A 25,993-nucleotide genomic window follows, 5' to 3' on the forward strand; every position below is an offset into this window, starting at 1 on the left:
TTGAAAACGGCCATTCCCAAAAGTACTGAATACTCAAATTCACAGGCAATGATTCTTATCAGGATCATTGCTGTTTTTGTTATATCCTTTGTGACGCTTGAAAGAACGCATGCACAAAGGATAGACACATTAAACAACATCCGCGATGAAATCCCTGTGATTGATCTAAGGGACAAAAATGTCAAAGATCCGAAGAAAGCGACAATTCTCTCAGCAGTCATTCCAGGAGCCGGACAGGTGTACAATGAAAAAGCCTGGAAAGTACCCTTGATTTATGGAGGATTTGCCACCAATATCTTCTTCATTGACTTCAACAACAGGAGGTATCAATTCCTGCTGGATGCCTTGAGAGCATTTGATGATCCCGACAGGGAAAATCCTTTGCCTAATCTCAACAGGGATGGACTGGTAAGACAGGTGAATTTCTGGCGTAGAAACAGGGATCTGAATTATTTCATCTTTATTGGAATCTATGCCTTAAATATCGTCGATGCTCATGTAGATGCGCATTTGTCTTCCTTTGATGTCAGTGATGACTTAACTTTCAGGCTTGAGCCGGTTTACGAAAATCTTTGGGCAGGCAACAATATGTTTGGCTTATCATTAAAAATCAATTTCTAACATGAATATACTCTTACTAGGATATGGTAAAATGGGCAAAATAATCGGTGAAATAGCCGAAAGTCGTGGCCACCATATTTCCGGAAAAATCAATATCGACAACAGAGGAGATCTAGATACCCTCGACTCTTCAAAAATAGACGTTGCCATAGAATTCAGTCAGCCTGACGCTGCATTTGAAAATATCAGCTGGGCAATCTCAAAAGGCATTCCTGTAGTAAGCGGTACCACAGGTTGGCTGGACAAAAAGCAGGACATCGATGACTTGACTGTAAAAAATGCTACTGCATTTTTCTATGCTTCCAATTTCAGTGTTGGCGTAAATATTTTCTTCAAAGTGAATAAATTTCTGGCCGGATTGATGAAGGACCAGGAAGATTATAAAATCAGCTTGGAGGAAGTGCACCATACTGAAAAGAAAGACGCTCCAAGCGGAACAGCCATCACCCTAGCAGAAGGCATCATCGGACAGATTGACCGCGTGCAGGACTGGAAACTGTCCGATAATGGAGAAGTTCCTTCCGGTAGCTTACCGATTACTGCCAAAAGAATTGACCCTGCACCGGGCACACATATTATCCGTTATCAATCTGAGATTGACGATATTGAGATCACCCATACCGCTCATAGCAGAAAAGGATTTGCCCTTGGAGCTGTATTGGTATCAGAATGGATAAAAGAAAAAAAAGGTGTTTTATCTATGGATGATTTCCTATCTTTCTAAAATTTTCAACTACAATGACAGGAGAAAAAAAGAAAAAGTCAGCTACCCGTGAATGGGTAGACGCACTAGTATTTGCAGTAATTGCAGCATCATTGATCAGATGGCTTTTGCTGGAACCGTTTACCATTCCTACAGCATCAATGGAAAAATCCCTTTTGGTAGGTGACTTCCTATTTGTGAGTAAAATGCATTATGGTACCAGGGTCCCTAAAACACCCCTACAGATTCCTCTTACCCACCAGAAAATATGGGGGACAGATGCCAATTCTTATGTAGATTGGATACAGCTACCCTACATGAGATTACCTGGTTTTTCTTCGGTAAAAAGAAATGACGTAGTGGTATTCAATTATCCTGCTGAGTTTGAGCATCCCGCTGATCTCAAAACCAACTACATCAAAAGGGCCGTGGCTATTCCAGGCGATGAATTGGAAATACGTGGCACCCAACTTTTTGTAAATGGAGAATTGGGAGAGAATCCAGCAGAAATGCAGTTTTCTTATGATGTCATGACCAATAGAAATCTCAGTGCTGACTTTTTTGCAGATTATGGGATCAATCCGGAGAGCTACATGCCATTCTCTAATGGTTCAGGTTATTTGGTAATGGCAACCGAAGAGACCATAGACCAACTGCAGAAGTCCCCAGCAGTGGGAAGTATCAACCGAAGAACAGACAAAGATGGACTTGGTGACCCAAGAGTCTTCCCTGATGGTGCTTATTTTGGATGGAACAAAGACAATATGGGACCACTTGAAGTACCCGGAAAAGATTGGACAATCACCTTGGATGAGGAAAATATTGCCAAATATGCCTTTACTATCGAAAAGTTTGAAGGATTGGACAATGTAGAAGTCAGGGACAATCAGCTGTTTATAGATGGACAAAAAGTAGACACTTATACCTTTAAGCAAAATTACTACTTTATGATGGGAGACAACCGTCATGATTCTTTGGACTCTAGGTACTGGGGCTTTGTCCCTGAAGATCACATTGTAGGAAAAGCTTGGTTCTTGTGGCTATCCCTCGACAAACACAAATCCATGTTCAACAAGATCAGATGGAACAGGTTCTTTAAAGGTATCAACTGATACTGAGCAAGCATATACAAAGGACATTGTATCAAGTCCTTTCTAGTAAAATAAACAGTATCAAAACTCCCTGAAGCCAATTGAAAAAAGCTTCAGGGAGTTTTTTTGTTTTAAGAGTGAATAATCTTCCATCAGATTTACTTATAACCACTAGCTAACCCAAATTCGGCAAAAGTCACAAATAAACAAAAACATCCTCTCACCTTACTTTTGTGACTTTTGTTCCTTTTTGTGGATTATTTTTAACCTCCAGATCTCTTCAGTGGGTAGTACTATTTATCTATAAGTCACAGTTAATTCACCAAACGATCTCTTCCAATCCCATTTTCCTTAGATATTCATTGGTAAGGGAAAAATGAGAGCAGCCAAGAAAACCTCTGTGAGCCGATAAAGGGCTAGGGTGTGGGGCATGAAGTTTCAGGTGTTTCTGATCAGAAATAAAAGCCGCTTTCTTCTGAGCATAGGCACCCCAAAGCATAAATACCACATTTTCCTTTTCCTCTGCGATGCATTTGATCACAGCATCCGTAAACTCCTCCCAGCCTTTTTTTTGATGGGATCCGGCCTGATGGGCCCTTACAGTCAAGGTAGCGTTCAAAAGTAATACCCCTTGCTTTGCCCACCGCTCTAAGTTTCCATTTGAGGGGATGGACTGATCCAAATCCCTGTTGATTTCTTTGAAAATATTTAGAAGACTTGGAGGGAAAGGCACTCCCTCTCTAACAGAAAATGAAAGACCATGGGCTTGATTAGGTCCATGATAAGGATCCTGACCGAGGATTACTACCTTCAGATTTTCGAAAGTACAATGTGTAAAAGCATTGAAAATTTCCGGACCCTTGGGGAAAATCACCTGATTGCGGTATTCATCACGTACAAAATCAGTCAATTGCACGAAATAAGGCTTGGAAAACTCTCTATTCAGTCTTTTTTTCCAACTTTCTTCAATTTTCACATCCATTTTGATACTATTGCGTTGTAGTTAAGGATTTTAATTATATTTTTAAAGTTTGTAAAGGCATCATCCAAAGCAAAATCATGGTAACAGCCATCACTGAAGGTATTAAGGTCACCGTAGAAACCACCTACCAAGCTGAATTTTCAAGTCCCCACCAACATCACTATGTATTTACCTACAAGGTAAAGATAGAAAACAACGGTCCCCACACCATACAATTGTTGAGAAGAAAATGGGAAATCCATGATGCTGGTGATGCTACTAAAACAGTAGAAGGTGACGGCGTGGTAGGACAGCAACCTATTTTGGAGCCAGGCGGAAGACATGAATATGTTTCCGGCTGTAACCTAAAGTCCGGTTTGGGGAAGATGAGAGGTTCTTATAAGATGGAAAAACTATTTGACGGAAAAGTAATAGAAGTACAGATCCCCGAATTCCAATTGATCGCAGATATTTTTGACAATTGATTTGGAAGTATACCCCTATTTAGCATTCCTCAACTATTGGCTCAATAAGGAAGACAAGTATTCCCTTCAAGGTCCGTTTATTTCCGGATTTTACACTGAACTAAAGAGTTATCTAAAGAAGGAATTGCAGCAACAAGACCCCTTTGTCAGAGAAAGGGCAATACTATCTACAGAAAGGGGACAGATTCAGGTTGTGGATTATGGTGCAGGATCCAAAAAACTGAAAGAAAAAAAACGAATCACTGCCCAAATTTACAAGTACAGTACTACTAAAAGAAAGTTTTCAACCATTTACTCCTTTTTGATAGCTCAAACGCCTGCTGAGCACGTCATCGAACTGGGTACTTGTTTGGGAATAAACACCCTTTACTTAAGTCAGGAAACCAAAGGCAAACTTTACTCCTTCGAAGGAAGTCCTTCTTTGGTGGAGAAAGCCAGGTCATTGCACCAAAGCCCTCAAATAGAATATATGGAGGGAGAAATAAGTGACACCCTCCCATTCCACCTTCAGGCAAAAGGCAAAGTGGATTTTGTGCTGATCGATGCTACCCATACCAAAGAGGCCACTTTACGCTATTTTCAGATCATCTTACCTTACTTGCATGAAAAAAGCATAGTGGCTATTGCAGACATCTACTGGTCCAGAGAAATGACCACCGCATGGAAGGAAATCCTCCGGACAACAGAAGTGAGTTTAAGTCTGGATTTTTATGAATGCGGAGTATTGTTTTTTAGAAAAGGTATTACCAAATCACATCATGTACTTTCGGTTTAAACTCAACTAATCGTTAGGGGCCATGATAAACAGTTCTGAGCCCTGTCTGGGAACTATTGAATTGTGACAAGGCTCTATACTCACCTTTGGAAAGTGTTTTCTGAACAAGTTCAGGTATACTTCTTTCAGTCCTCCAAATGGCGGTCCTTCATGAGAAAATTCTATACCAAACAGCACACCTACCAACTTTCCGCCCGGCTTGAGCAGACTTTTCATTTTAGACACATACTTTTCCCGGAGCGCAGGATCCAAAGCACAGAAGAAGGTTTGTTCCAAAATCAGGTCATATTCCCCCTGATGTTCAAAAAAATCTCCGAGTATCAGTTGCCCGTCCGGAAATCCCGGATTGTTCTTTTTGAACCGCTGTAAAGGAACAGGAGACAAATCCAACACAAAAACATTTTGAAAACCGTTTTCAAAGGCATATTTTGCTTCATAAGCATTGCCAGCGCCTGGAATAAGTATCTTTACTTCTTTTTGGTAAAATTGGTCTAAATATTGCTTAATTGGGGTCGTTACATAACCAACATCCCATCCGGTTTGGTTCTGTTCATAGCGAGCGCTCCAGTATTGGGCATCCAATTGTGTCTTCATAGAATGAAATAGAAATTATTATCGGTTAAACTTATGGAATACAACTACAATCCACAACCAAAGAAGAGTGATAATGGTAAAAATATCCTCATTATTGTTTTGGTTATTTTGGTAATCATCAGCGGCATCAAGTTATATACCGATTACCTGGATCGTACCCGCAAATCAGAAGAAATCCTAATCTTATCTGAAGAAAACAACGAACTCAACAAAAGGCTGGATTCTATGACCTATCAACTGGACCTTCGGATCCAGGAAATAGAAAAACTTGGTGGGGACATTGAAGCATTGGAAGAAATGCGTGCCCAGCTTATCGCTGAAAGAAATTCAGATAGGAAACGATCTTCTGAGGAAATCGCAGCCCTTAACAGAAGGATCAATAGCTTCTCCGCGACCCTTCAGGAAAAAGATCAGGAAATCCTAAGGTTAAGGGAGGTAAACCAGCAACTTTTTGCCGAAAACCAAGACCTGAAAACCTCACAGGCCACTATTGAAAAAGAAGTAGCCGAACTGAACATAAAACAGCAGGAGCTACAGGAAAAGGTAGATATCGCTGCTATGCTCAAGGCAGAAAATATTGTCGTGGCTGCCGTCAATTCAAGAGGAAGGGAAAGGGAAGATGGCTTTAGAAACCGACAAATAGAAAAGCTCAAAGTATCGTTCAACATCGCAGACAATAAAGTAGCACCTGAGGGACATAGGGACATTTACATTCAGGTCATGGCGCCTAATAACCAACCTATTTTTGATGTGGCTAAGGGATCAGGTACTTTTTCACTGGATGGAAGAGAGGAGTTTTATACCGCTCATCAGGACCTGATGTTCAATAATAGCAAACATCAACTTACCTACTATTACGAAAAAGGTAGCAAATATAATTCGGGTATCTACGAGGTACGCATCTATGCAGATGGATACCAGATAGGGTCAAAAACATTCGAAGTAAAGTAAACGGGGGGACAAACCCCGTTTTTTTTGCTTTTGACAAAGTCTTTTGAGGTATATTTTCCTAACTCGGTTTGCAATACACGGAATATTCTTCTACTTTTGCGGTCTGTTTAAATCAAATACAGATAAACAATTAAATTATGTTCCAGAAAAATTATGAAACGGTATTCATACTTACTCCCGTTTTGTCTGAGGTTCAGATGAAGGATACCGTAGACAAGTTTGTAGACTTGTTAAAAAAAGAGGGAGCAGATGTCATCAATGTTGAAAATTGGGGTCTTAAGAAAATGGCTTACCCGATTCAGAAAAAAAGCACTGGTTTCTATGTTTTGGTAGAATTCAAAGCTGAGCCTACTTTGATCAAAAAGCTTGAAGTAGAACTTAGAAGAGACGAAAAAGTAATGCGATTCCTGACAACAGTTCTTGATAAGCATGCAATCGTTTATGCCGAAAGAAGAAGAAAAGGTGAATTTAACAAAAAAGCTGAAGCTAAGGAGGAGCAAGCCTAATGACACTAAGAAACGAACCCATCAACAGAGTCGAAAACAGAAAGAAATACTGTAGATTCAAAAAGCACGGTATCAAGTATATCGATTATAAAGATCCTAACTTCCTTTTGAAGTTTGTCAATGAGCAAGGTAAAATCCTTCCAAGAAGACTGACTGGAAACTCTGCGAAATACCAGAGAAAAGTAGCCAATGCCATCAAAAAAGCAAGACACTTGGCACTCCTTCCTTTCGTAACTGACGGTTTGAAATAAACCATCATCTTTCGGATCATTCAAATTTTAAATTGTACAACAATGCAAGTTATTCTTAAAACAGATATAAAAGGACTAGGGTATAAAAATGACCTGGTGGAGGTAAAGCCAGGTTATGGAAGAAACTACCTGATTCCACAGGGTTTTGCCATGTTGGCAACACCTTCCAACAAGAGGATCCTTGAAGAAAACATCAAGCAAGCCGCACACAAAGCAGAAAAAATCAAAACTGAAGCTGAAGATTTGGCTGCCAAGCTAGAAAGCATCACACTTGAGATCAAAGCTAAAATCGGTGAGTCCGGAAAAATCTTCGGTAAAGTCACTACGCTTCAGATTTCTGATGCACTTTCTGAAAAAGGTATCGAAATCGACAGAAAGAAAATCGCCATCAATATGCCTGTATCTGGCGAAGGCGAATTCGAAGCTGAAGTTGACCTACACAGAGAAGTAACCAGTTCTGTAAAATTTGTAGTAGTAGCTGAATAAGCAATTATTATATATCAGAATCAAAAAAGGCTTTCGAAATCGAAAGCCTTTTTGTTTTTACTCTTAGTTTTGAGTGATTTTCTCCAGATCATCTACCAATTTCTTGGCAACAGCTCTGCTGTTTTCCTGTCTTTTGGCCTTGAAAAGCTCCAAAGCCACTTTACTCTTTTCGATCACCCCAACTGGGTTGCTGTCATACTGATAGCTGTTCCAGCACCAAGACAACTCCGCATGAAGTTTTTCGTCAAGCTTTAATTTTTCAAGTTTCTCCAGAGTTGAAACAATCGTTTTTTCAGAAATTTTTACTGACATGATATGATAAGTTTGGTTTGAATTCTTTTTACACCTTTATTTTTTGAATTCTGAAACAAAACAATGCAAAACTTTCCATAAATACAAAATAATCAATGGATTACTGAAACTGAATCAACGAACAATCGATTTCATTGATATTATTACAAGGTATTTTCTTTACCTCCACTGCTATTATTTTTGCAATACCATAGGAAAAAGTAGATTTACAAAGAAATTCAAGACATGGAAAGAAAACAAAGCCTGAAAGAAGAATTCGCCAACAGCATCACCCATGGTTTTGGAATATTGTTCAGTATCGTGGCCATTTCCCTTTTGGTTACTTTTTCTATGCTTAATGGCGGCACAAAAGAAATTGTCAGCTCCAGTGTATTCGGGGCTTCCATATTGTTTTTGTACACATTTTCTACCCTTTACCATGCCATGCAGCAGGAGGAAATAAAGTCCTGGTTAAGGACATTTGACCATATTGGCATTTACCTTTTGATAGCAGGCACCTACACTCCATTCCTCTTACTGACCATTGGAGGGACTTTGGGCTGGATATTTTTTGGGATAATCTGGGGATTGGCAGCTTTTGGCCTGATATTCAAAATATTTTATACCCACAGGTTCAAAAAAGCCTCTTTAATCCTATATCTGGGAATGGGATGGATGGCCATCTTTCTGGTAAAGCCTCTTTATACCACACTTGATGTTTCCACATTGATATTGATAGCGGCAGGAGGACTTAGCTATACTTTAGGCACTATCTTCTACACCAAGCCTGCAATGCGCTTCGCCCATACCATCTGGCACCTTTTTGTGCTCCTGGGTACCGTGCTACATTTCGCTGCAATATTATCAATTTTGAAACCAACTTGATTTTTTCAGGTTGAAATTTAGAACTTTAGATGCCTTGCTATAAATTCTTTTAAGGCAAATTTGCATAAAAAAGAAAGTCCTCCTACATTTGTGACACCTTTCGAGGGAGGGGAATTTAAAAATTAAAAATTGACCGATGGTGTAACTGGCAACACGTCTGATTTTGGTTCAGAAGAGTCTAGGTTCGAGCCCTAGTCGGTCAACAAAAAAGCCGCTTAGAAATAAGCGGCTTTTTCATTTTTTTACATTTACAAGCTTTCTTACAAGCAATACCACAAATCCCTATGACTGTAAACTGTTGGTAATTTATCCGCAGTCTTTCGCATAGCAAGCAGAAACCATTTTAATTCGTAAAGTTATGTGAACAAATATCATGATATGCTTATCCGCTTACTTACAAGTAGAATCTAAATAATGGAACAAACCTATGATTTCTAGCCAATCCCGATAAATCAGGACAAGTTATCAATGAATAACTTGTCCGCTGAGGCGGATCCAACTTGCCTGCGGCAGGCAGGTATCTATTAGTATCGGAGTGATCCAGGCCCTTATTTAAATTGGTTAGTGGTATTATTGCGGATATATATATATCCTGATATCAACTTAATATCCACCTAATATCTTCTCAATATAGAATTACTGCGAAACAAATGAAATAAGACAAGGCTACAGATTATGTATCACTCCACCACTTTAAAAGTCCTACTGGCATGATGTACGTTTCCATACATATCCTCTGCCTGTATCTCTACGGTATGCTCTCCTGCTTCTAAATTCGCAGGAATACCTGCCCTCCAAAGATGATCTGTACGAACTGGATTGGATGGCCTCCTGTGACCAATAGGCTCATCGGCAGTATCCCATCTGAACATATTGACCAGGTAAGCAGGATCATAATCTTCCATGTTACTCATTTGTCTCCATTCAGTACCATTGATCCGGTACATGACTTTGTCATCTTTGGTCCCTGTAAAAAAGTTGGCAAAAATCCCCGAAGAGGTCCTCACACCCTTTTTCAACACCTTGGGAGCAAACACTTCTATCTGATAATCCCCGCTCCTTCTGGCTGGCTTGTACCTGGCCACATAATCCACCCCGTCAAAATCAAGAAATACATAACCATTCGGAGACCCATCTCTCATAGTGGCCATAGGTATTCCATCTTCATCAGGCTCACCGGAATACCAGTCCCCCGAAGGTGTTCCTATATTAAAGTGATGGTGTGCTTTTTCTTGATTGTATCCATCCTCTTTACCAAAGAAAGTCTGTTTCATATAATGCGTATGTGCTGATAAGGAAAATGTGTTGGGAAAATCCGATAGCAGTTCAAATAACTTTTCCCTATCAGCATCTCTGAAACTGTCCCCTTCTTCAAAAAGCGGAATATGCATAAACAATACGATCAGTTTGTTCTTGGGAACTGTCTTAAGGTTATTTTCAATAAAACTGAGCTGATCTTCCCTGAATCCTCCCCAATACTGTGTCTGCTTTCTTGGGTCAGGATAAAGGATGTTTTCCAAAACGATAAAATGAACATTACCATGGTTGAAAGCATAAGTAGCTGGGCCAAAATGTGCTGTAAAACTTTCATCCGAAAGCGCATCACTTTGGGCGTCAAAATTCATGTCATGATTGCCCATGACAGAAAACCATGGAACGCCCACCTTACTTATTACCTTAGAATACGGTGTAAAAAGGTCTGGATTGTCACCTACTATATCACCAAGCGAAATACCGAAATCTATCCCGTCTATTCCTTCGACCTCTTTTACCACTCCCCTGTCAAAAAAATCTAGCTGCTCTAAGGAGTAAGGCTGGGGATCCCCAAACACCAATGCCGTAAATTTTTCTTTTTTCTCACCAGGCAAAAGACCAAAGTCAACAGATTTGGGCAATTCTCCGGTGGGCTCCACTCCTTTAAACTTATATGTGGTAGGTGAGCCTTTCGGTTTGTGAATGTAGAAAAACTGAGGTAGGTTATTCTCATCTACTGGAAGCCCATAATCGGCTGGCTTAATTACAAAAATCACCTGATCATCTGAAACAGGCAATTCATAGCGTCCATTTGCATCAGTCAGCACTACCTCATTTCCGTTGGACACTGCAACATCCGCAATACCCTTTTCTCTTCTTTCCCTTTTTCCGTTTTTGTTACTGTCTTCATACACCACACCAGTGACGGTTTGTGCCTGTAAAGTGAACAAAAGGAAAAACGAAAGCATAAAAGCTGATAATTTTCTCATGTCTGAAAGTTTTTTCTTTAAAAATAGATGACCCATTTTTCAAACAGGTTACGACAAAGTTAAACTTGCATTAAGAATCTCCTTTACAGCCATATATTAATTATTATTCAAGAGTTTAACCTATTTCAGGCAAGATTTAGTAAGATTTTTTAAAAATATCACCTTACCCATTCTTCAAATTGGTATTTATGTATATCTTGAATTAGTTATTTTAAATTTTAACCCAAAACTTATTATTTATGAGCAAATTCGATGAAGTGATGGCACAGGTCAATGCACTTGAGGCAGATTTTAAAAAATTCTATGATCAGGGAAATAAAGCCGCCGGAACAAGAGTAAGAAACGGCATGAACAACCTCAAAAAAATGGCTCAGGACATAAGAAATGAGGTAACGGAAATCAAAAATTCAAAAAAGTAAACTTTTCACAACAGGTATCGAGAAAAAGACCATGCTATTTTTGAATGCGTGGTCTTTTTTATTATTCCATGTATGCATCAGTTTGAAACAACTTTAGAAAACTTCAATTCCGCACTCTGGCATTACCATGTACCAGTCCCTGATGACATTGCCTCACAATTGATAGAAGGTACCAATAGAAGGATACTCTTCAGCATTGCTGGGTCTGAGTACCAACATGCTGCATTGATGAAAACAAAAGAATATTGGTTTTTTCTTTTGAACAAAAAGCAATGTGAAAAATTAAGCATCTCCGAAAGGGACAAAATTAGAGTCACCCTGGAAAAAGACAGGTCTGAATTTGGGCATGAAGTACCGGAGGAGTTTCAAACAATGTTGGATCAGGATCAGGAAGGCGCAGAATACTTTAATTCCCTTACAAAAGGTAAACAAAGAAGCCTGATTTACCTAGTAGGCAAAGTAAAAAACCCTGATTCGAGAATCAATAAATCTTTGGCCATCCTGGCCCACTTAAAAGAAAGCCGCGGAAATCTGGATTTCAAAAAGCTCAACGAAAAAATAAAGTATTTCAATAACCTCGGCAAGTAGATATCAATTTCGTTTGGTTTAAGATAAATTACCAAAATTCAGGTTTTTAATGGTTTTGTTTTCACAATTAATCCAACTGTAAAAAAATCTACTTGTCGTCTTTACTAAAGGAATCCAAAATTTTTCTACGAATACAAACCACTTTTCTTTTAATTTCTCCAAACTCTTGTACCTATACAAAAACATGAAAAAGGTATAAACGTACTAAAAACCAGTAATTTTTGTGTATTAAAGGTAAATGAAAATCACAATTTTAGTTCATTTTTTTGATAAAATTCCCAACAAAATTTCAAATGGGAGATTTTTTAACAATTCAGTAACAAGAATATTCTGAATTTATTGTGTCGTATATACTATTTTTAGAAGCATTTTATGAAAATTAAAAATAGTTGTTCACACCATTCATTTTAAACTTACATGAAACACAATTTACGCAAATCAATTTTGCTTGCACTATTCATGATTTTGAGCAGTATCTCTATACATGCTCAAACAGAAGTAGTTGCAGGCTGGACATTCGGTACAGTGACAGGAGCAGAATCTCCTTTCGCAGACCAAGGTAATTTCCTTAATGTTGGGATTCAGGAAATCACCTTGACCAATGCCAACATCACAGGTTATGTCGCTGGATCTCCAGGTAGGGCGATTACATCTAGTGGCTGGATTAACGAAGGAGAAAGATTCTGGGTTGTACCTGTGAATTCGACTGGTTTTTCAAACTTGACCCTTTCTTCCAAACAACAAAGTTCTGGTACAGGTCCTAGAGACTTTAAAGCACAGTATAGCTTGGATGGTTTAGTTTGGACAGATATACCTGGTGCTTCAATCACCGTTGCTAACAACTTAACTACTGGGGTTTTGAATAAAATAGCCCTTCCATCTGAGGCGAGCAACAAACCTTTACTTTTAATCCGATGGCTGAATACTTCAGATATATCTGTAAATGATGCGGCCATAGGTAGTGGTGGAACTAATAGAATTGATGAAATTTTTATCGAAGGTGAGCCTATAGGGGAAATTCTTGATCCGACCGCAACTCCGATTATCGATCCTAATGGTGGTACTTTCGATGAAGCTGTCACAGTAACACTTTCCTCTTCTTCAGATAATGCCTCTATTTATTATACACTTGATAGTTCCGAGCCTAATTTAGGAAGCTTAACTTATACAGGTCCAATAGTCATAGAAGAAAGTGCTACACTTTCGGCCATCGCTTTGGCGGATGGTTTGGGAATCAGTGCTGTGGCTACTGCTGACTTTATCATTAATGTTCCTGCAACTCCTGCTACCGGCATTCCTTATGTACAAAACTTTGAAAACTTTGTAAGCTTAAGCAGTCCTGTAACTACATTTGGTTCAGAGGGTGAATGGACTTTCTCAGCTGGCGCACTGAATTACAATGGACTTTTTGGTTCCGGTACTGCTGGAGGTTTTAGAGGAGGAGATGTGCTAGGATACCAACATACTGGAACTTCCGGGCTGCTTACCGCTACTTTGACATTAGAAAACACAACTGGATTCCCTATTTCTGATTTGGAGATTTCTTACTTAGGAAGAGTCAGTAGGGTTGATCAAACAAGATTCCCAGAATGGACGGTAACGGTAAACGGAACTACTGTTTCAGAACTGAGCTACAGCACTTCTTCAGGAGAAGATGAAAATAAATCTGCACTACTTTCTGGACTGAATATCCTCCCAGGAGAATTGGTCACTATTGAATGGTCTTCTGATAGGGGATTCAATGCTGGGGGTGGAAGTAGACAAATCGGTATCGCTAATTTGAACATTACTATTCCTGAGGTATTAGAGCCTATTGAATTTGTTAATTGGGACTTCACAGGCGCTCCTGGGGATCAAGTATCAACAACTGGAAATGCCTTAGTGCAAGGCGTAGTTGCAAGAGATTTTACTAGAGGAGCTGGAATAAATGCTACAGGGGGCAACAACTCTATCAACTCAAATGGATGGAATGCAGGAGATGACCGCTATTTTACTTTTGGCTTCAATGTGTCAGCTGATAAGCTGGTTGATATGACAGCATTACAGATAGGAAGCACCTCATCAAATACTGGTCCTAGAGATTTAGCTTTGGTATATTCGGGTGATGGTTTTACTACTAGATTGGCAGAATGGCAACATACAGGTTCTTTTGTGAATCAAATCATCGATCTATCAACATTACAAAACCTTTCAGGAGATGTTGAATTCAGGATCATTGCTACAAGTGATGTGTCTGCCAATGGCGGGACAATTTCTTCAGGAGGAACATCTAGAGTTACGAATTTCTTCCCTGGAGCAATTCCTGTGACGTTCACAGGAATCGTCAAAGATGCCGATGGTGTAATTATCCCAAGAATTGAAGTTAGCCCAAGCGAATTGAACTTTGGTGCGGTCAGTTTGGCAGGTACTACTTCTGTTATTTCCTATGAAATTTCTGCTGAAAACCTTGAAGGAGATGTCACGGTATCTGCACCAGCTCCTTATCAGGTCTCTAAGGACGGGAATATCTTCTCGGAGTCTATTGTATTCACAGAAGAGGAACTTAGTGTTGCTCAGACAGTATTTGTTCAATTGAATAACTCCAATGTAGGAACTTTCAATGCTAGTATCACAAATACAACTTCCGGAACGCTCCCGGTATCGGTAAGCGTAAGCGGATCAGTATTCGATCCTTTCAATATCTTTGAAGACTTCAACAATATTTGTCAGGCCAACCTTGGCCCCATTGGAGGTTCTTGGTCCACTGTCAGTGTATTAGGCGATCAGGATTGGTTGTGTACCAACTTCGGAAGAGCAGGCACCACTCCTACTGCCTCTGCGCCTTTTGGAATGCAGATCAATGGCTTTGCCGCAGGAAGTGCCAGGCTGAATGAAGATTGGTTGATCACACCTGAATTTGATCTTACAGGCTTCAACATTCCTTTACTTTCTTTCTACAGCAGGGTGGCATTTACCGGCCCAAGGTTGAAGTTGATGATCTCCACGGATTATGTAGAAGGTGATCCTAATTTGGCCAACTGGACAGAATTGGAAGACAGGTTTGCCAACGGCGATGTATGGACCTTCTCCGGTGAGTTGGATTTGACTGAATACCTGGATCAAAAAATAAGATTGGCATTTGTCTATAATTCTTCACCCGAAGAAGGTGCGGCCAGGTGGACATTGGATGATTTTGAATTAAGAAGTTCAGATGTACCGGCAGCTCCATTCTTCTCCAACAACATCGGTAATGTGGACTACTTCCACTTTGGAATCATCCCTGCAGGAACCGTTTCTTCTGAAACAAGGTCATTCAATTTCAACCTAAGCAATCCAATTGCACCCTTGACAATTAACAATGGTCCGGTTGGCGGTTTTGAGTTTTCTAAAAACGGGGTAGATTTCAGCCCAAGCCTCAATTACTCTGTCGAAGAATTGACAGGAACCAAAACGGTTACAGTTCGCTTTGCCCCTACTTCTGAAGGTGCATTTAGCGGTCCTATCACATTTGAATCCGGAGATATAAATGTAAAAAGAGGTTATCTGACCGGAGCGACTGTTTCCAAAGATAAAACTTTTGATGTGGTCAACTGGAATATAGAGTGGTTTGGCTCTCCAAGCAATGGGCCAAGCAATCTGGATCTTCAGCTTCAGAATGTAAAAACCATCATTGAAGACCTAGATGCAGATGTTTATGCATTCCAGGAGATTACAGGTATTGAAAAACTTGATGAGTTGATCGAAGCCTTGGAAGATTACGAAGGTATCGTCTCTCCTGCTGTATCACTTGGCCCGGACAATTTTGAAACAGCTCAAAAACTTGTCTTCCTTTACAAAAAATCTACTGTAGAACCTATTAACACTAGAGTGTTATTGGAAGGGGTTCAGCCATCTGATCTGGTAGGTTATCCATCACCTCCTGACAGGTTCTGGGCAAGCGGAAGACTTCCTTTCCTTTTGGAAGTGAACGCCAATATAGATGGCAAAAAGCAGAAATTCAATCTGATCAATGTGCATGCAAGATCCAATGGTGGGGGCGAAAGTGCCGGAAATCCTAGATATGCTATGCGAAGGTATGACGTGGATGTATTGAAAGACTCTTTGGACATGTATTATCCAAATGTGCCGTTGATCATTCTTGGGGATTACAATGACGATCTGGATGAAACTGTAGCCGACCAAACCGCTCCTACAGTAAATACCTCTGAGACATCATTTATCTCTTACATCAATGATCCTGAAAACTACATTCCTGTGACCTTGTCTCTGAGCAATGCTGGTCTAAGGTCCTTCCCTTCATTTGAAAATGTAATCGACCATGTCATCATTTCTGATGAACTTAGGGACAATTGGATAGTCAATTCTGAAAGACTGGTAGCTCCTTTTGACTTAGTACAAAACTACCTCAACACCACATCCGACCACATCCCTGTCAAAACCAGGTTTACTTTAAGGTGTGACATTGACATACCTATGATTATTGGGGAAAATGAGCTTTGCTTAGGTTCTGGCAGCACTGAACTTCAGCTGCTTGGTGGCAACTTTACCCAAGTGGTGTTCTGGGAATCATCTTTGGATGGTCAGACTTGGGAAATGGTAGAGGGCAGCGAAGGATTGTCCGTACTTGAGGTGAGCGGGTTAACTGCAACTACACAGTTCAGGGCTTTGGCTGAAAGTGATATTTGCTTCAACTTGACAGATGTCTTTACAGTAACCAATAGAGAGCTTCCTGAGCCATTTATCCTATTTGAAAGGGGAATGCTGACTACGATTGAAGGTCCATATACGTTCACTTGGTTCAAAGATGAGAACATTATCCAAACGGGCTCTTCAAATGCCGTCAGAACAGCCGGATCTGGCAATTACAGGGTAGTCATCCAAGATGAATCAGGATGTGAAAGGTCATCTGAAACCATCAGGTTCCCGATCAGACCTACAAATGTCAACGTGAGGGTATTCCCTAACCCTGCTGACAGACAGGTGACCATCAGCTTGAGAAATGCAGAAGGCTTGCACAACGTAGAGCTTAGAACTTCAGCTGGTGCCTTGATCGCATCAGATCTGACTTCAAATGGTTTTGCTGAATTTGATGTATCCAACCTATCCAAGGGAACTTACCTGATCGTAATTACCAATCAATTGGGACAAAGACAGGTGGAAAGACTGATAATCAGATAATACAGTTATAATAAATCTTAAAAGCTGCTCCTTAGGGGCAGCTTTTTTTGTTTTTCCCAAAACATCTAAAGTTTATTATTGCCATATATTGACAGGTGCTTTACTTAAAATTTACTTTCTTTGTATTTCATCAATCACATGGGAATGTCTCCATTCGAAGAAATCAGACCATATTACGACATTGAAGTAAATCAAGCCATCAGGGAAATCATAGATCATCCTATGTTGAAGGCAATGATGAACTTTACCTTTCCTGAGCAGGAAGACAGCCATTGGAAAGACCTCATGTTGCGTTGTCATTCCATAAGAGATTTTCAGATCAATTTCATATATCCCGGGGTAAGAAAAGTACTGGAAAAAAGCTCGGCAGGTCTGTCTACCTCCGGTTTTGAAAAACTCGATAAAAGCACTTCCTACCTCTTTATCTCCAACCACAGGGACATTATTCTGGATACTTCTTTGCTCAATGCTTGTCTGTATGAGCATGGCTACTTTATGACTACTTCTGCCATTGGTGACAATTTGGTCAAAAAACCTTTTCTGAAACACCTTTCAAGACTAACAAGAAACTTCACCATCAAACGTGGACTTCCCGCCAGAGAACTATTGGAAAGCTCCAGGACTGTTTCTGCTTTTATCCGGCATTCGCTGCTGCGAGAAAACCGGTCGGTTTGGATAGCCCAAAGAGAAGGCAGGACCAAAGATGGCAATGATATGACCCACAAAGGAGTCCTCAAAATGATCAGTATGGCTTCAGATCAGGGAGAACATTTTTTGGATTATTTTAAAAGACTGAACGTAGTGCCAATCAGCATTTCATACGAATACGACCCTACCGACGTGCTCAAAATGCCAGAGCTTCTGGCCAAGGCCAACCAAGAAGTATATGTCAAAGGTGAAAATGAAGATTTCAGAACCCTACTGAGCGGGATCATGGGTCAGAAAAAAAGGATCCACATCCACGTAGGTGACTGTCTCAATGATAAAATTGACGGCATAAAAGAGAATACCCAGGGACAGGTAAAACAGTTGCAGGCTTTGACTGACCTGATAGATGATCAGATCATCTTGGGCTATAAGCTTTGGCCTACCAAATACATTGCCCATGACATGCTTACCGGGACGGAACAATATGCTTCAGAATATACAGAAGAAGAAAGAAAGCTGTTTGAAGCAAGGTTTAGAAGAGGGGTAGACCAAAACAACCCCCTTGCTGTCAAAAGCTTCCTTGCCATGTATGCAAACCCTGTAAGCAACCAGAAAAGGCTTCTGGAAGAAATACAAAGCTAGATCATACAGGTAACTTGATCGTAAAAAGACTATACTCTCCTGGTACAGACTTGATTTCCATTGTACCGGACATACCGATTACCAGATGCCTGACGAGAGCCAAGCCAAACCCATAACCGGTTTCTCCACCTGTACCTTTGAGGGATTTGGCACCACCTTGGAGGATTTCATCAATCTTTTCAGGACTAAGTCCTACTCCATTGTCTTTGACCTGTACTTCTAAGGTGTTTTGCTCATTCTCTTTATTTAGCAATTGCATTTTAAGTTCAACTTTTCCGGATGATGAGGTGAATTTGATAGCATTTGAAATAAGATTTCCTATGACCTGAACCAACTTGTTTTTGTTAAATGGCAATTCCAAATCTTTGCCTTCTATGTCTATGGTAAGTCCTACCCCTTTTTGTTTTGCTTGTACTCCATACATATCCAAAAGCTTCTCTTTGAGCAATTCCAGGTTCAACTCGGTATGCGGATTTATTTGGGGCTTTTGTGTTTCCTGAAAATTTTCCGAAAGAATATCATCTGCCAGTTCAAGTAATGACTTACCGCTTTTTTGAATCAATTGTATAAATTCCAATACTTCATCCAGGCTATTGTCCTTTCCTTGCTCTTTAATCACCTGCGCCAGACCTATAATCCCACCCAGTGGTCCACGAATATCATGGGCCACCCGCTTGTTGTTTTGTTTCATGTCGGACATCTTGGATTTTAGTTGTTGGATTGACAAAAGAATCTTCAGCCTATTGACAATCTCATCAGCTATTATCTTGAGCAGATCAGTTTTTTCCGGACTCAATTCTTTGAAATTTTTGTCCATCACACAAAGTGCACCGAGGTTAAATCCTCTTTCATCCTTTAAGGGGATGCCCCAATAATAGGTAAGGTTTGGATCATCCTTGACATAAAATTTATTGTTGAACCTTTCGTCTTTTGTCAGGTCTTTGACTTCAAAAGCCTCCTCCCCCATGATGGTGTAGCTGCAAACAGCATCTTCCCGTGGCATTTGCATGGTGGGCAACCCGTGGGTGGAAACTGACCATTGAGAAAAACTGTCAATCAGGTTGACCAGCGAAATTTCCGTTCCGGCTACTTTGGCGGCTAATTTAGCCAAATCCTTAAATTGGGATTCCAAGTCAGTATAGTCCAGGTCATACTCACTCAGGCGTATGACCCTGTCAAATTCATTGGAGGGAATAGGAATACTCATATATATATATATGTCGGGGTTATAGTCAAAAATAAGATTTAGTGGAGGGGAAAACAAATTTAGCCTTAATAGAAAATGAAATACTGTTTAGAATCCATCCTTACTTAGATTCACTTTTCAAAAGTTTAGATTTGCACGGCATAATTGTTTTAACTTTTGCTCCAAGTATAAAGAAATTTAGATTCAGATGGAGTACCAATCAAAAAGAACCTGATATAGGACGGACAAATTATTTCCTAAAGTTGGTTTAAAGGGAGGTGAACGAAACCATTTGAAATCATTGGGCCTCGAGAATCAATTGATATCTTCTAATTATAATCACTGCTGTCAGAATTTTTTTATAAATTCAGCCAAATTCTTTCCTCATGAAAAAACTTTTGATCATACTCACTTTATTGCAGATTTTTTATCCGGTCTCGCAAGCAAGAGAAAAAATACCCGTCGCCCTTATCAGCACTAATCTTGGCGATATTTACATCTCCTTTCATGAAGAAACCCCAAAACACAAAGCCAGTTTTATACAACTCGCCGAAAGCGGATATTGGGACTCTCTCACCTTTAATAGGGTCATCCCAAACTTCGTCGCACAAGGAGGATGCCCTGACACTCCTGAAGGATTCAATGACCCGGAATACCTCCTCGAACCTGAATTTCATCCAAGACTTAGGCATATATACGGTGCCGTCGGTGCGGGAAGAGATGGCAACCCTGATAAGAATTCTGCAAGATGTCAGTTTTATATTGTCCAAAACAAAGAAGGTCTTCATCGGCTAGATGGGGATTATACGGTATTTGGACAGGTAATAAGTGGAATGGAAGTAGTCGATAAGATAGTAAATGTAGGCCGTGATCAAAACGATCAACCCAATCAGGACATAACACTCCTTATCAGCATCATTTACCTCAATCAAAAGGAAATTATCCAGTTGAAGAACAAAGAATAGGATTTAGGTCTTAAGTAATTGGTCAGAATTGGTTAAATTCAAATTCTCAGTACCACAAATGAATAAACCCATTATACCACAAGAGGAAGAATTAAGGCTGTCAGAACTTTACGCCTACCGTATTTTGGATACGGAAGAGGAAGAAGATTTTGATTTCATTACGGAAATGGCGGCCAAAATCTGTGAAACCAAATATGCCACCATCACTTTGGTTGATAAAAACAGACAATGGTTCAAGTCCAAAGTTGGCTTTGAAGTACGGGAAACTCCTTTGGAAGAATCCTTTTGCGCTGTAGCGATTCATTCCGGAAATGACTTTTTTGAGGTTCCCAATTCCCATCTTGATGCAAGATTCTGCGACTATCCCAATGTCCAAGGTGACCCAAACATCACATTTTACGCCTCATACCCCCTAGTGTCGGACACCGGGAGGATTCTAGGGACCCTTTGTGTGGCCGATGATGAGGAAAAAACACTCCGCTCAGAACAAAAAAAGGCCCTCAAATCCCTCAGTAACCAAGTAATGAGACTGATTGAATTGAGAAAAAGAAATTTCGAACTAAGGCAAAACCAGACATATTACCAATCTTTGATAGAAAACACCCATGGAAGCCCCTACAGGGCCAAAAATGATGGCAACCAAACTTTGGTATTTCTGACAAAAGGCTTTGAAAAAATAACCGGATACGAAATCGGGGATTTCCTCCATAATCCGGAAAAGTCCTTCAAAGACATCATACACCCTGATGATCAGAAAAAAGTCCGGGAAGCAAAAGAAAAAGCCATACAGGAAAATGGACAATGGGAAATCCAGTATAGGATCTTACACAGTTCCGGTTTTGTAAAATGGATTGATGAAAGAGGGAAAGCTTATAAAAGTGAGCTGACCAGAGAATCTTACATCGACGGAATTTTGCTGGATATCAGCTTCCGAAAGAATGAAGAAGTACTGTTCAAAAATATTTTTGACAACAGCCAAGGACTGATCTGTATACATGATTTCAGCGGAAAAATCATCAAAATCAATGGTGCTGCCTCGGAATCTTTGGGGTATGGATTGGATGAAGTCATAGGAAAAAATATAAGGGAATTTCTGAATGAGTATGATTATCCCATGATCGAACAGTACATGGAGGAAATCAAAAAACGCGGAAGGCATAAAGGTATCCTGCGGCTCAGATCCAAGAATGGAATCAATAAGTATTGGGCTTATGACAACTCGGTAGCAGACTTTGGCGGTACCAAGGACATTGTCGTCACCAATTCGGTGGACATTTCGGACAAAATCCGAATGGAAAAGGCATTGAGTGCCACAGAAGAAAGGCTTCAGCTTATTGCTCAAAGCATAGACGATGCCTATTATGTCTACAACGTCTCCAAAGAGAATTACGAATACTTTAGCCCTAATTCCGAAAAAGTAATAGGCGTCAATCTGGACTTCTTTTTTGAGGGGCTCAATTTCAACGAAACATACGTACACGAGGAAGATAGAGCAAAATGCCAAGAAGCTGCAAAAAAACTGCATGAAGGAGAAGCCTATAACATTGAGTTCCGCACTGTAATCAATGGAAAAACCAGATGGCTAAACGAAAAGGCATTTCCAGTAACGTCAGGCTTAAACTCCGAAATCAGGGTAGCGGGAAGAGTCACAGATGTCACACAAAGAAAAAATATTCAGCTGGAGCTGGAAAATACCAAGGAAATTCTCGAACAAGCAAGCAAAACTGCACGGGTAGGTGCTTGGGAAGTAGATCTCATAGAAAAAAAGATCCATTGGTCCAAGGTAATGAAAGAGATTCACGAGGTGGATGAAAACTTTGAACTTAAGGTAGAAAACAGCCTGAGTTTTTTCAAAAAAGGCTTCAACAGAAACAAAGCTTCCGAAGGTTTTGATTTACTGATCAAAAAAGATAAACCTCTTGACCTGGACTTGCTTATCACAGATGCAAAAGGTAAAGAGAAATGGGTGAGACTTATCGGCAAAGCACAATTCAAAATGGGCAGCTGCATCAGACTGTACGGAACCCTTCAGGATGTCAATGACATCAGAAAAAAAACAGCCGAATTGGTCAGAACCAAGCAACAATTGGAAAGTATTCTTTCAGAGATGGAAGACGTGGTATGGGCAATCAAGCTTCCCCTGCACAAAATGCTTTTTATCACCCCTTCTGTAGAACATTTTTTTGAAATTAAACTCAAAGCCAGCATGCAGGATCCGGATTTCTGGAAATCTTTCGTACATCCTGAAGACGCACATATCATTGAAGAAATTACAGAAGAATTGGAAGATGGGGATTTTTATGAAAAAGAACATAGAATCATCACTTCAAAAGGAACTACCAGATGGGTGTATCATACAGGCAAAATCATCTATGATGCACAAGCCACACCCATCCGACTGGACGTCAAAATGATGGACATCACCAAAGACAAAGATTTTGAAAAACAGCTGATCGCAGAAACCAACCGCGCAAATGCAGCCAGTAAATCCAAATCAGAATTTTTGGCCAATATGAGTCATGAAATCAGAACTCCTCTCAATGGAGTAATAGGTTTTACGGACCTGTTGCTCAAAACAGACCTATCAGGTGTGCAGCAGCAATATGCCGACAATGCCCATACAGCCGGAAAGTCATTGCTCAACCTTATCAACGACATCCTCGATTTTTCCAAGATAGAAGCAGGGAAATTGGACCTTGACCCTATTGAAACCAACTTGGAGGAAATACTCTATGAAACTTTGGATATCATCAAATTTCCGGCAGGACAAAAAAATCTGGAGATCATACTGGACCTGCCCCCTACTCTTCCTGAGTCGGTCTTAATCGACCCCCACAGACTCAAGCAGATCCTGATCAACTTACTCAACAATGCCATCAAATTCACCGAAAAAGGCCATGTCATACTTCAGGTAAGGGAAGTGGTTGAAGTAGACGGACCCTATAAACTTGAATTTACTGTAATCGATACTGGAATTGGAATTCCAGAGGAAGTGCAGAAAAAGCTTTTTCAGGCTTTCTCACAGGCTGACAGCTCGACTACCAGAAAATTTGGAGGCACCGGACTGGGCCTCACCATCTCTAATCTTTTGGCTGAAAAGATGGGCGGAAACATAGGTGTAGATAGTAAACCAGGTCATGGTTCAGCCTTTTATTTTACTATAGATGCAGAGGTAAAAAAGCCTTTTACGGCATTTACCGAACTAAGGGATAAAGACATAAAAATACTTTTGGTAGATGACCATGAATCTGTCAGAACCATTGCCAAAAAATATTTTGGACATTTTGGCTTCACTTGTGATACCGCAGCAAATGGACTGGAAGCATATCACTTTTTATCCCAAAACAAAGATTATGATCTTGCACTGGTCGATTACCATATGCCATATGTCGATGGCGTACAAGTTATAGAGAAAATAAGACAGGAACTCAGCCTTACACCTGATACACTCCCAATAATGATCATGGGATATTTTTCAGATAGTGAACATCTCAGAAAGTCCATAGACAGGCTGCAAATCAACAAGTTCATCCAGAAGCCCATCCACTATAAGAACTTGATAAACCTTTTATCCAAATCAAACATCAGGGAAGTAATCAAGTCTGAAATTGAGGCGGATGCATCCGGTAAGCTGGAGGGGCAATTCACCATATTGGTGGCTGAAGACATCAGTATGAACATGCTTTTGCTTAAGACACTTCTCAACAACCTTCTCAAAAATGTGAAGGTCTTAGAATGTGCCAACGGAAAAATAGCAGTAGAGAATTACCGGCTTCATGAAGTGGATCTCATATTTATGGATGTTCAGATGCCCGAAATGGATGGACTTACAGCCACTAAAGCCATTCGGGTATTGGAATCCCAATCTGTCAAAAAAGTACCCATCGTGGCATTGACCGCAGGAGCACTTAAGGAAGAGCAAATGAAATGCTACGAAGCAGGAATGGATGATTTTCTCACAAAGCCCATCCAGCCGGAATCCTTGAAAAATACTTTGGAAAAACACCTATTGCAAAAGCAAACTTCCACTCTTATATCATCGGAAAGCTCCGTACTAGTAAGTTTCAATAAACCCAAACTGATGCAGTTGATTGACAATCATCTTCCTCTATTGAAGGAATTGCTGATCACATCCAGGGACCTTTCTGAAAAAATACAGGAGATAAAAAGCATGCTGGATCAGGAAGACAGGGAAGGCATCAAAGCCAATGCCCACTATATTAGAGGAGCGTCCCAATCCATGGGTTTTGACCTTTTGGCTGCTATCACAGAAACCATTGAATTGACCTCCTCGAAAGCAGAAATCCAAGAGCTAACAAAGCTCTGGGAAAACCTTGATAAGGAATGGACTGAGTTGGTTCTGATTATTGATAAAGAAATTGATAATTTATCTGAACAGGTATGAGTAAGAAAAATTTTCCCATCAGAATACTGGTAGTAGGTTGTGGCAATATGGGAGCATCCCATGCCCAAGCTTATCACCAAATGTCTGAATTTGAAATTGTGGGTTTGGTATCACGGGGAGACAGCAAGACAAAGCTCAACAGAAAGCTTTCGGACTCCTATACTCTTTTTGATGATTATGAGCAGGCACTTCAGGTATCCAAACCAGATGCAGTCTGTATTTCCACCTATCCTGATACCCATGAAAAATATGCATTGATGGCATTGGAGGCAGGCTGTCATGTTTTTATAGAAAAACCTTTGGCAGATACCGTATCAGGTTCAGAGAAAATTGTGGAAGCAGCCAAAAAGGCCGATAAGAAAGTAGTCGTAGGTTATATACTTCGGCATCATCCATCTTGGGAGCGCTTTATAGAAGAAGCCCAAAAACTCGGCAAACCACTGGTCATGCGCATGAACCTCAATCAGCAAAGCAAGGGATATATGTGGGATGTCCATAAAAACATGATGCAAAGCCTCAGCCCCATTGTAGACTGCGGCGTGCACTACATCGATGTCATGTGCCAGATGACCAGATCTAAGCCCCTCACTGTGTCGGCCATTGGCGCCAGGTTGAGTGACGAAATTTCAGAAAACAACTACAACTATGGGCAACTTCAGATCCGATTTGAAGATGGATCAGTAGGATGGTATGAAGCGGGTTGGGGACCAATGATCAGCGACAATGCATTCTTTATAAAAGATGTATTTGGGCCAAAAGGAGCTGTATCTATTGTAGCCAAAAATGCCGGAGGAACCGGGAAGTCTGATGATGTAGATTCTCATACCAAAACAGAAAGCATCAAAATCCATCATGCTGCCATTGACAGCGGCAATATGTTTATCAAAGAAGACGAATGGATAGACATGAAGGATGAGCCAGATCACCAAGAGCTGTGCAACAGAGAGCAGGGCTATTTCCTGAAAGCGATACAAGAAAACATTGACCTTACAGACCATCTTTCCGACGCTGTCAACAGCCTGAAAATAGCTTTTGCCTGTGATGAGTCCGTAAAAAGCGGGAAAATTGTCCCACTTTGAAAATCCTCTTATTTTCGGACAGTTCAGAATTAGTATTATTTACGCTTTATAGTTACTTTGA

The 25,993-nt window shown here is 40.3% G+C and carries 22 protein-coding genes and 1 tRNA gene; 18 read left to right on the forward strand and 5 right to left on the reverse strand.

Annotated features, from left to right (window positions below; genetic code table 11):
• From EGN73_RS12105 to lepB, 3 genes are read left to right on the forward strand one after another with little or no spacing between them, the layout of a single operon-like run.
• The gene (locus EGN73_RS12105; RefSeq protein ID WP_343207106.1) at positions 1–621 is read left to right on the forward strand and encodes a DUF5683 domain-containing protein; all 621 of its coding nucleotides are present in this window, start codon (positions 1–3) and stop codon (positions 619–621) included.
• Position 622: 1 nt separating this feature from the next.
• A complete protein-coding gene (gene dapB / locus EGN73_RS12110; protein ID WP_219290037.1) occupies positions 623–1,345 on the forward strand; it encodes a 4-hydroxy-tetrahydrodipicolinate reductase in 723 nt (240 codons plus the stop codon).
• A gap of 14 nt (positions 1,346–1,359) precedes the next feature.
• Entirely contained in the window at positions 1,360–2,436 is a 1,077-nt protein-coding gene (gene lepB / locus EGN73_RS12115) for a signal peptidase I (protein ID WP_219290040.1), read from the forward strand.
• 298 nt (positions 2,437–2,734) lie between these two features.
• Here lepB and ung read toward each other — a convergent pair whose 3' ends face one another.
• Complete coding sequence (gene ung, locus EGN73_RS12120) at positions 2,735–3,397, reverse strand: uracil-DNA glycosylase (protein WP_219290043.1); 663 nt, start codon at positions 3,395–3,397, stop codon at positions 2,735–2,737.
• A gap of 77 nt (positions 3,398–3,474) precedes the next feature.
• Here ung and apaG point away from each other — a divergent pair, with 77 nt between their 5' ends.
• Both apaG and EGN73_RS12130 read left to right on the forward strand, forming a co-directional pair.
• Positions 3,475–3,861, forward strand: coding sequence for a Co2+/Mg2+ efflux protein ApaG (apaG, locus tag EGN73_RS12125; RefSeq protein WP_219290047.1), 387 nt, complete (start codon positions 3,475–3,477; stop codon positions 3,859–3,861).
• A gap of 1 nt (position 3,862) precedes the next feature.
• Positions 3,863–4,636, forward strand: a complete 774-nt coding sequence (locus tag EGN73_RS12130; RefSeq protein ID WP_246611562.1) for an O-methyltransferase — start codon at positions 3,863–3,865, stop codon at positions 4,634–4,636.
• A gap of 6 nt (positions 4,637–4,642) precedes the next feature.
• Here the strand turns inward: EGN73_RS12130 and EGN73_RS12135 are convergent, their stop codons facing one another.
• Positions 4,643–5,230, reverse strand: coding sequence for a methyltransferase domain-containing protein (locus EGN73_RS12135; RefSeq protein WP_219290054.1), 588 nt, complete (start codon positions 5,228–5,230; stop codon positions 4,643–4,645).
• Between the two features lie 33 nt (positions 5,231–5,263).
• Between EGN73_RS12135 and EGN73_RS12140 the strand changes: the two genes are divergently transcribed.
• The 4 genes from EGN73_RS12140 (at position 5,264) to rplI (ending at position 7,424) form a co-directional block, all read left to right on the forward strand.
• Entirely contained in the window at positions 5,264–6,181 is a 918-nt protein-coding gene (locus EGN73_RS12140; RefSeq protein ID WP_219290056.1) for a hypothetical protein, read from the forward strand.
• 137 nt (positions 6,182–6,318) lie between these two features.
• On the forward strand, positions 6,319–6,687 hold the full coding sequence (gene rpsF, locus EGN73_RS12145; RefSeq protein ID WP_219290058.1) for a 30S ribosomal protein S6: 369 nt from the start codon (positions 6,319–6,321) through the stop codon (positions 6,685–6,687).
• Complete coding sequence (gene rpsR, locus EGN73_RS12150) at positions 6,687–6,938, forward strand: 30S ribosomal protein S18 (RefSeq protein WP_009035688.1); 252 nt, start codon at positions 6,687–6,689, stop codon at positions 6,936–6,938. Before rpsF ends, rpsR begins: the two co-directional genes overlap by 1 nt.
• Positions 6,939–6,980: 42 nt before the next feature.
• The gene (rplI, locus tag EGN73_RS12155) at positions 6,981–7,424 is read left to right on the forward strand and encodes a 50S ribosomal protein L9 (protein ID WP_219290060.1); all 444 of its coding nucleotides are present in this window, start codon (positions 6,981–6,983) and stop codon (positions 7,422–7,424) included.
• 63 nt (positions 7,425–7,487) lie between these two features.
• Here the strand turns inward: rplI and EGN73_RS12160 are convergent, their stop codons facing one another.
• A complete protein-coding gene (locus tag EGN73_RS12160) occupies positions 7,488–7,736 on the reverse strand; it encodes a hypothetical protein (protein ID WP_219290062.1) in 249 nt (82 codons plus the stop codon).
• A 225-nt stretch (positions 7,737–7,961) separates the two neighbouring features.
• Here EGN73_RS12160 and trhA point away from each other — a divergent pair, with 225 nt between their 5' ends.
• On the forward strand, positions 7,962–8,600 hold the full coding sequence (gene trhA / locus EGN73_RS12165; protein ID WP_219290063.1) for a PAQR family membrane homeostasis protein TrhA: 639 nt from the start codon (positions 7,962–7,964) through the stop codon (positions 8,598–8,600).
• Between the two features lie 130 nt (positions 8,601–8,730).
• A tRNA-Gln gene (locus tag EGN73_RS12170) sits at positions 8,731–8,803 on the forward strand.
• 477 nt (positions 8,804–9,280) lie between these two features.
• On the opposite strand, the gene EGN73_RS12175 is transcribed toward EGN73_RS12170, so the two are convergent.
• Positions 9,281–10,843, reverse strand: a complete 1,563-nt coding sequence (locus tag EGN73_RS12175) for a calcineurin-like phosphoesterase C-terminal domain-containing protein (protein WP_219290064.1) — start codon at positions 10,841–10,843, stop codon at positions 9,281–9,283.
• 239 nt (positions 10,844–11,082) lie between these two features.
• Between EGN73_RS12175 and EGN73_RS12180 the strand changes: the two genes are divergently transcribed.
• The 4 genes from EGN73_RS12180 (at position 11,083) to EGN73_RS12195 (ending at position 18,297) form a co-directional block, all read left to right on the forward strand.
• Positions 11,083–11,262 carry a histone H1 gene (locus tag EGN73_RS12180; RefSeq protein WP_219290066.1) on the forward strand — a complete coding sequence of 60 codons (180 nt, stop codon included), beginning with the start codon at positions 11,083–11,085 and terminating at the stop codon, positions 11,260–11,262.
• A gap of 72 nt (positions 11,263–11,334) precedes the next feature.
• On the forward strand, positions 11,335–11,850 hold the full coding sequence (locus tag EGN73_RS12185; protein ID WP_219290070.1) for a YdeI/OmpD-associated family protein: 516 nt from the start codon (positions 11,335–11,337) through the stop codon (positions 11,848–11,850).
• 417 nt (positions 11,851–12,267) lie between these two features.
• A complete protein-coding gene (locus EGN73_RS12190; RefSeq protein WP_246611563.1) occupies positions 12,268–17,007 on the forward strand; it encodes a chitobiase/beta-hexosaminidase C-terminal domain-containing protein in 4,740 nt (1,579 codons plus the stop codon).
• Positions 17,008–17,151: 144 nt separating this feature from the next.
• Positions 17,152–18,297, forward strand: coding sequence for a 1-acyl-sn-glycerol-3-phosphate acyltransferase (locus tag EGN73_RS12195; RefSeq protein ID WP_219290074.1), 1,146 nt, complete (start codon positions 17,152–17,154; stop codon positions 18,295–18,297).
• A gap of 1 nt (position 18,298) precedes the next feature.
• On the opposite strand, the gene EGN73_RS12200 is transcribed toward EGN73_RS12195, so the two are convergent.
• Complete coding sequence (locus EGN73_RS12200) at positions 18,299–19,504, reverse strand: GAF domain-containing sensor histidine kinase (protein WP_219290076.1); 1,206 nt, start codon at positions 19,502–19,504, stop codon at positions 18,299–18,301.
• A gap of 365 nt (positions 19,505–19,869) precedes the next feature.
• Here EGN73_RS12200 and EGN73_RS12205 point away from each other — a divergent pair, with 365 nt between their 5' ends.
• Genes EGN73_RS12205 through EGN73_RS12215 form a run of 3 tightly spaced genes read left to right on the forward strand, consistent with a single transcriptional unit; the run spans position 19,870 to position 25,932 of the window.
• Entirely contained in the window at positions 19,870–20,448 is a 579-nt protein-coding gene (locus tag EGN73_RS12205) for a peptidylprolyl isomerase (protein ID WP_219290078.1), read from the forward strand.
• Between the two features lie 58 nt (positions 20,449–20,506).
• Entirely contained in the window at positions 20,507–24,853 is a 4,347-nt protein-coding gene (locus EGN73_RS12210; protein ID WP_219290080.1) for a PAS domain-containing protein, read from the forward strand.
• Entirely contained in the window at positions 24,850–25,932 is a 1,083-nt protein-coding gene (locus tag EGN73_RS12215) for a Gfo/Idh/MocA family protein (RefSeq protein WP_219290082.1), read from the forward strand. Before EGN73_RS12210 ends, EGN73_RS12215 begins: the two co-directional genes overlap by 4 nt.
• Positions 25,933–25,993 lie beyond the last annotated feature (61 nt).

This window comes from Arthrospiribacter ruber, from assembly GCF_019343195.1.
Taxonomy (GTDB): domain Bacteria; phylum Bacteroidota; class Bacteroidia; order Cytophagales; family Cyclobacteriaceae; genus Arthrospiribacter; species Arthrospiribacter ruber.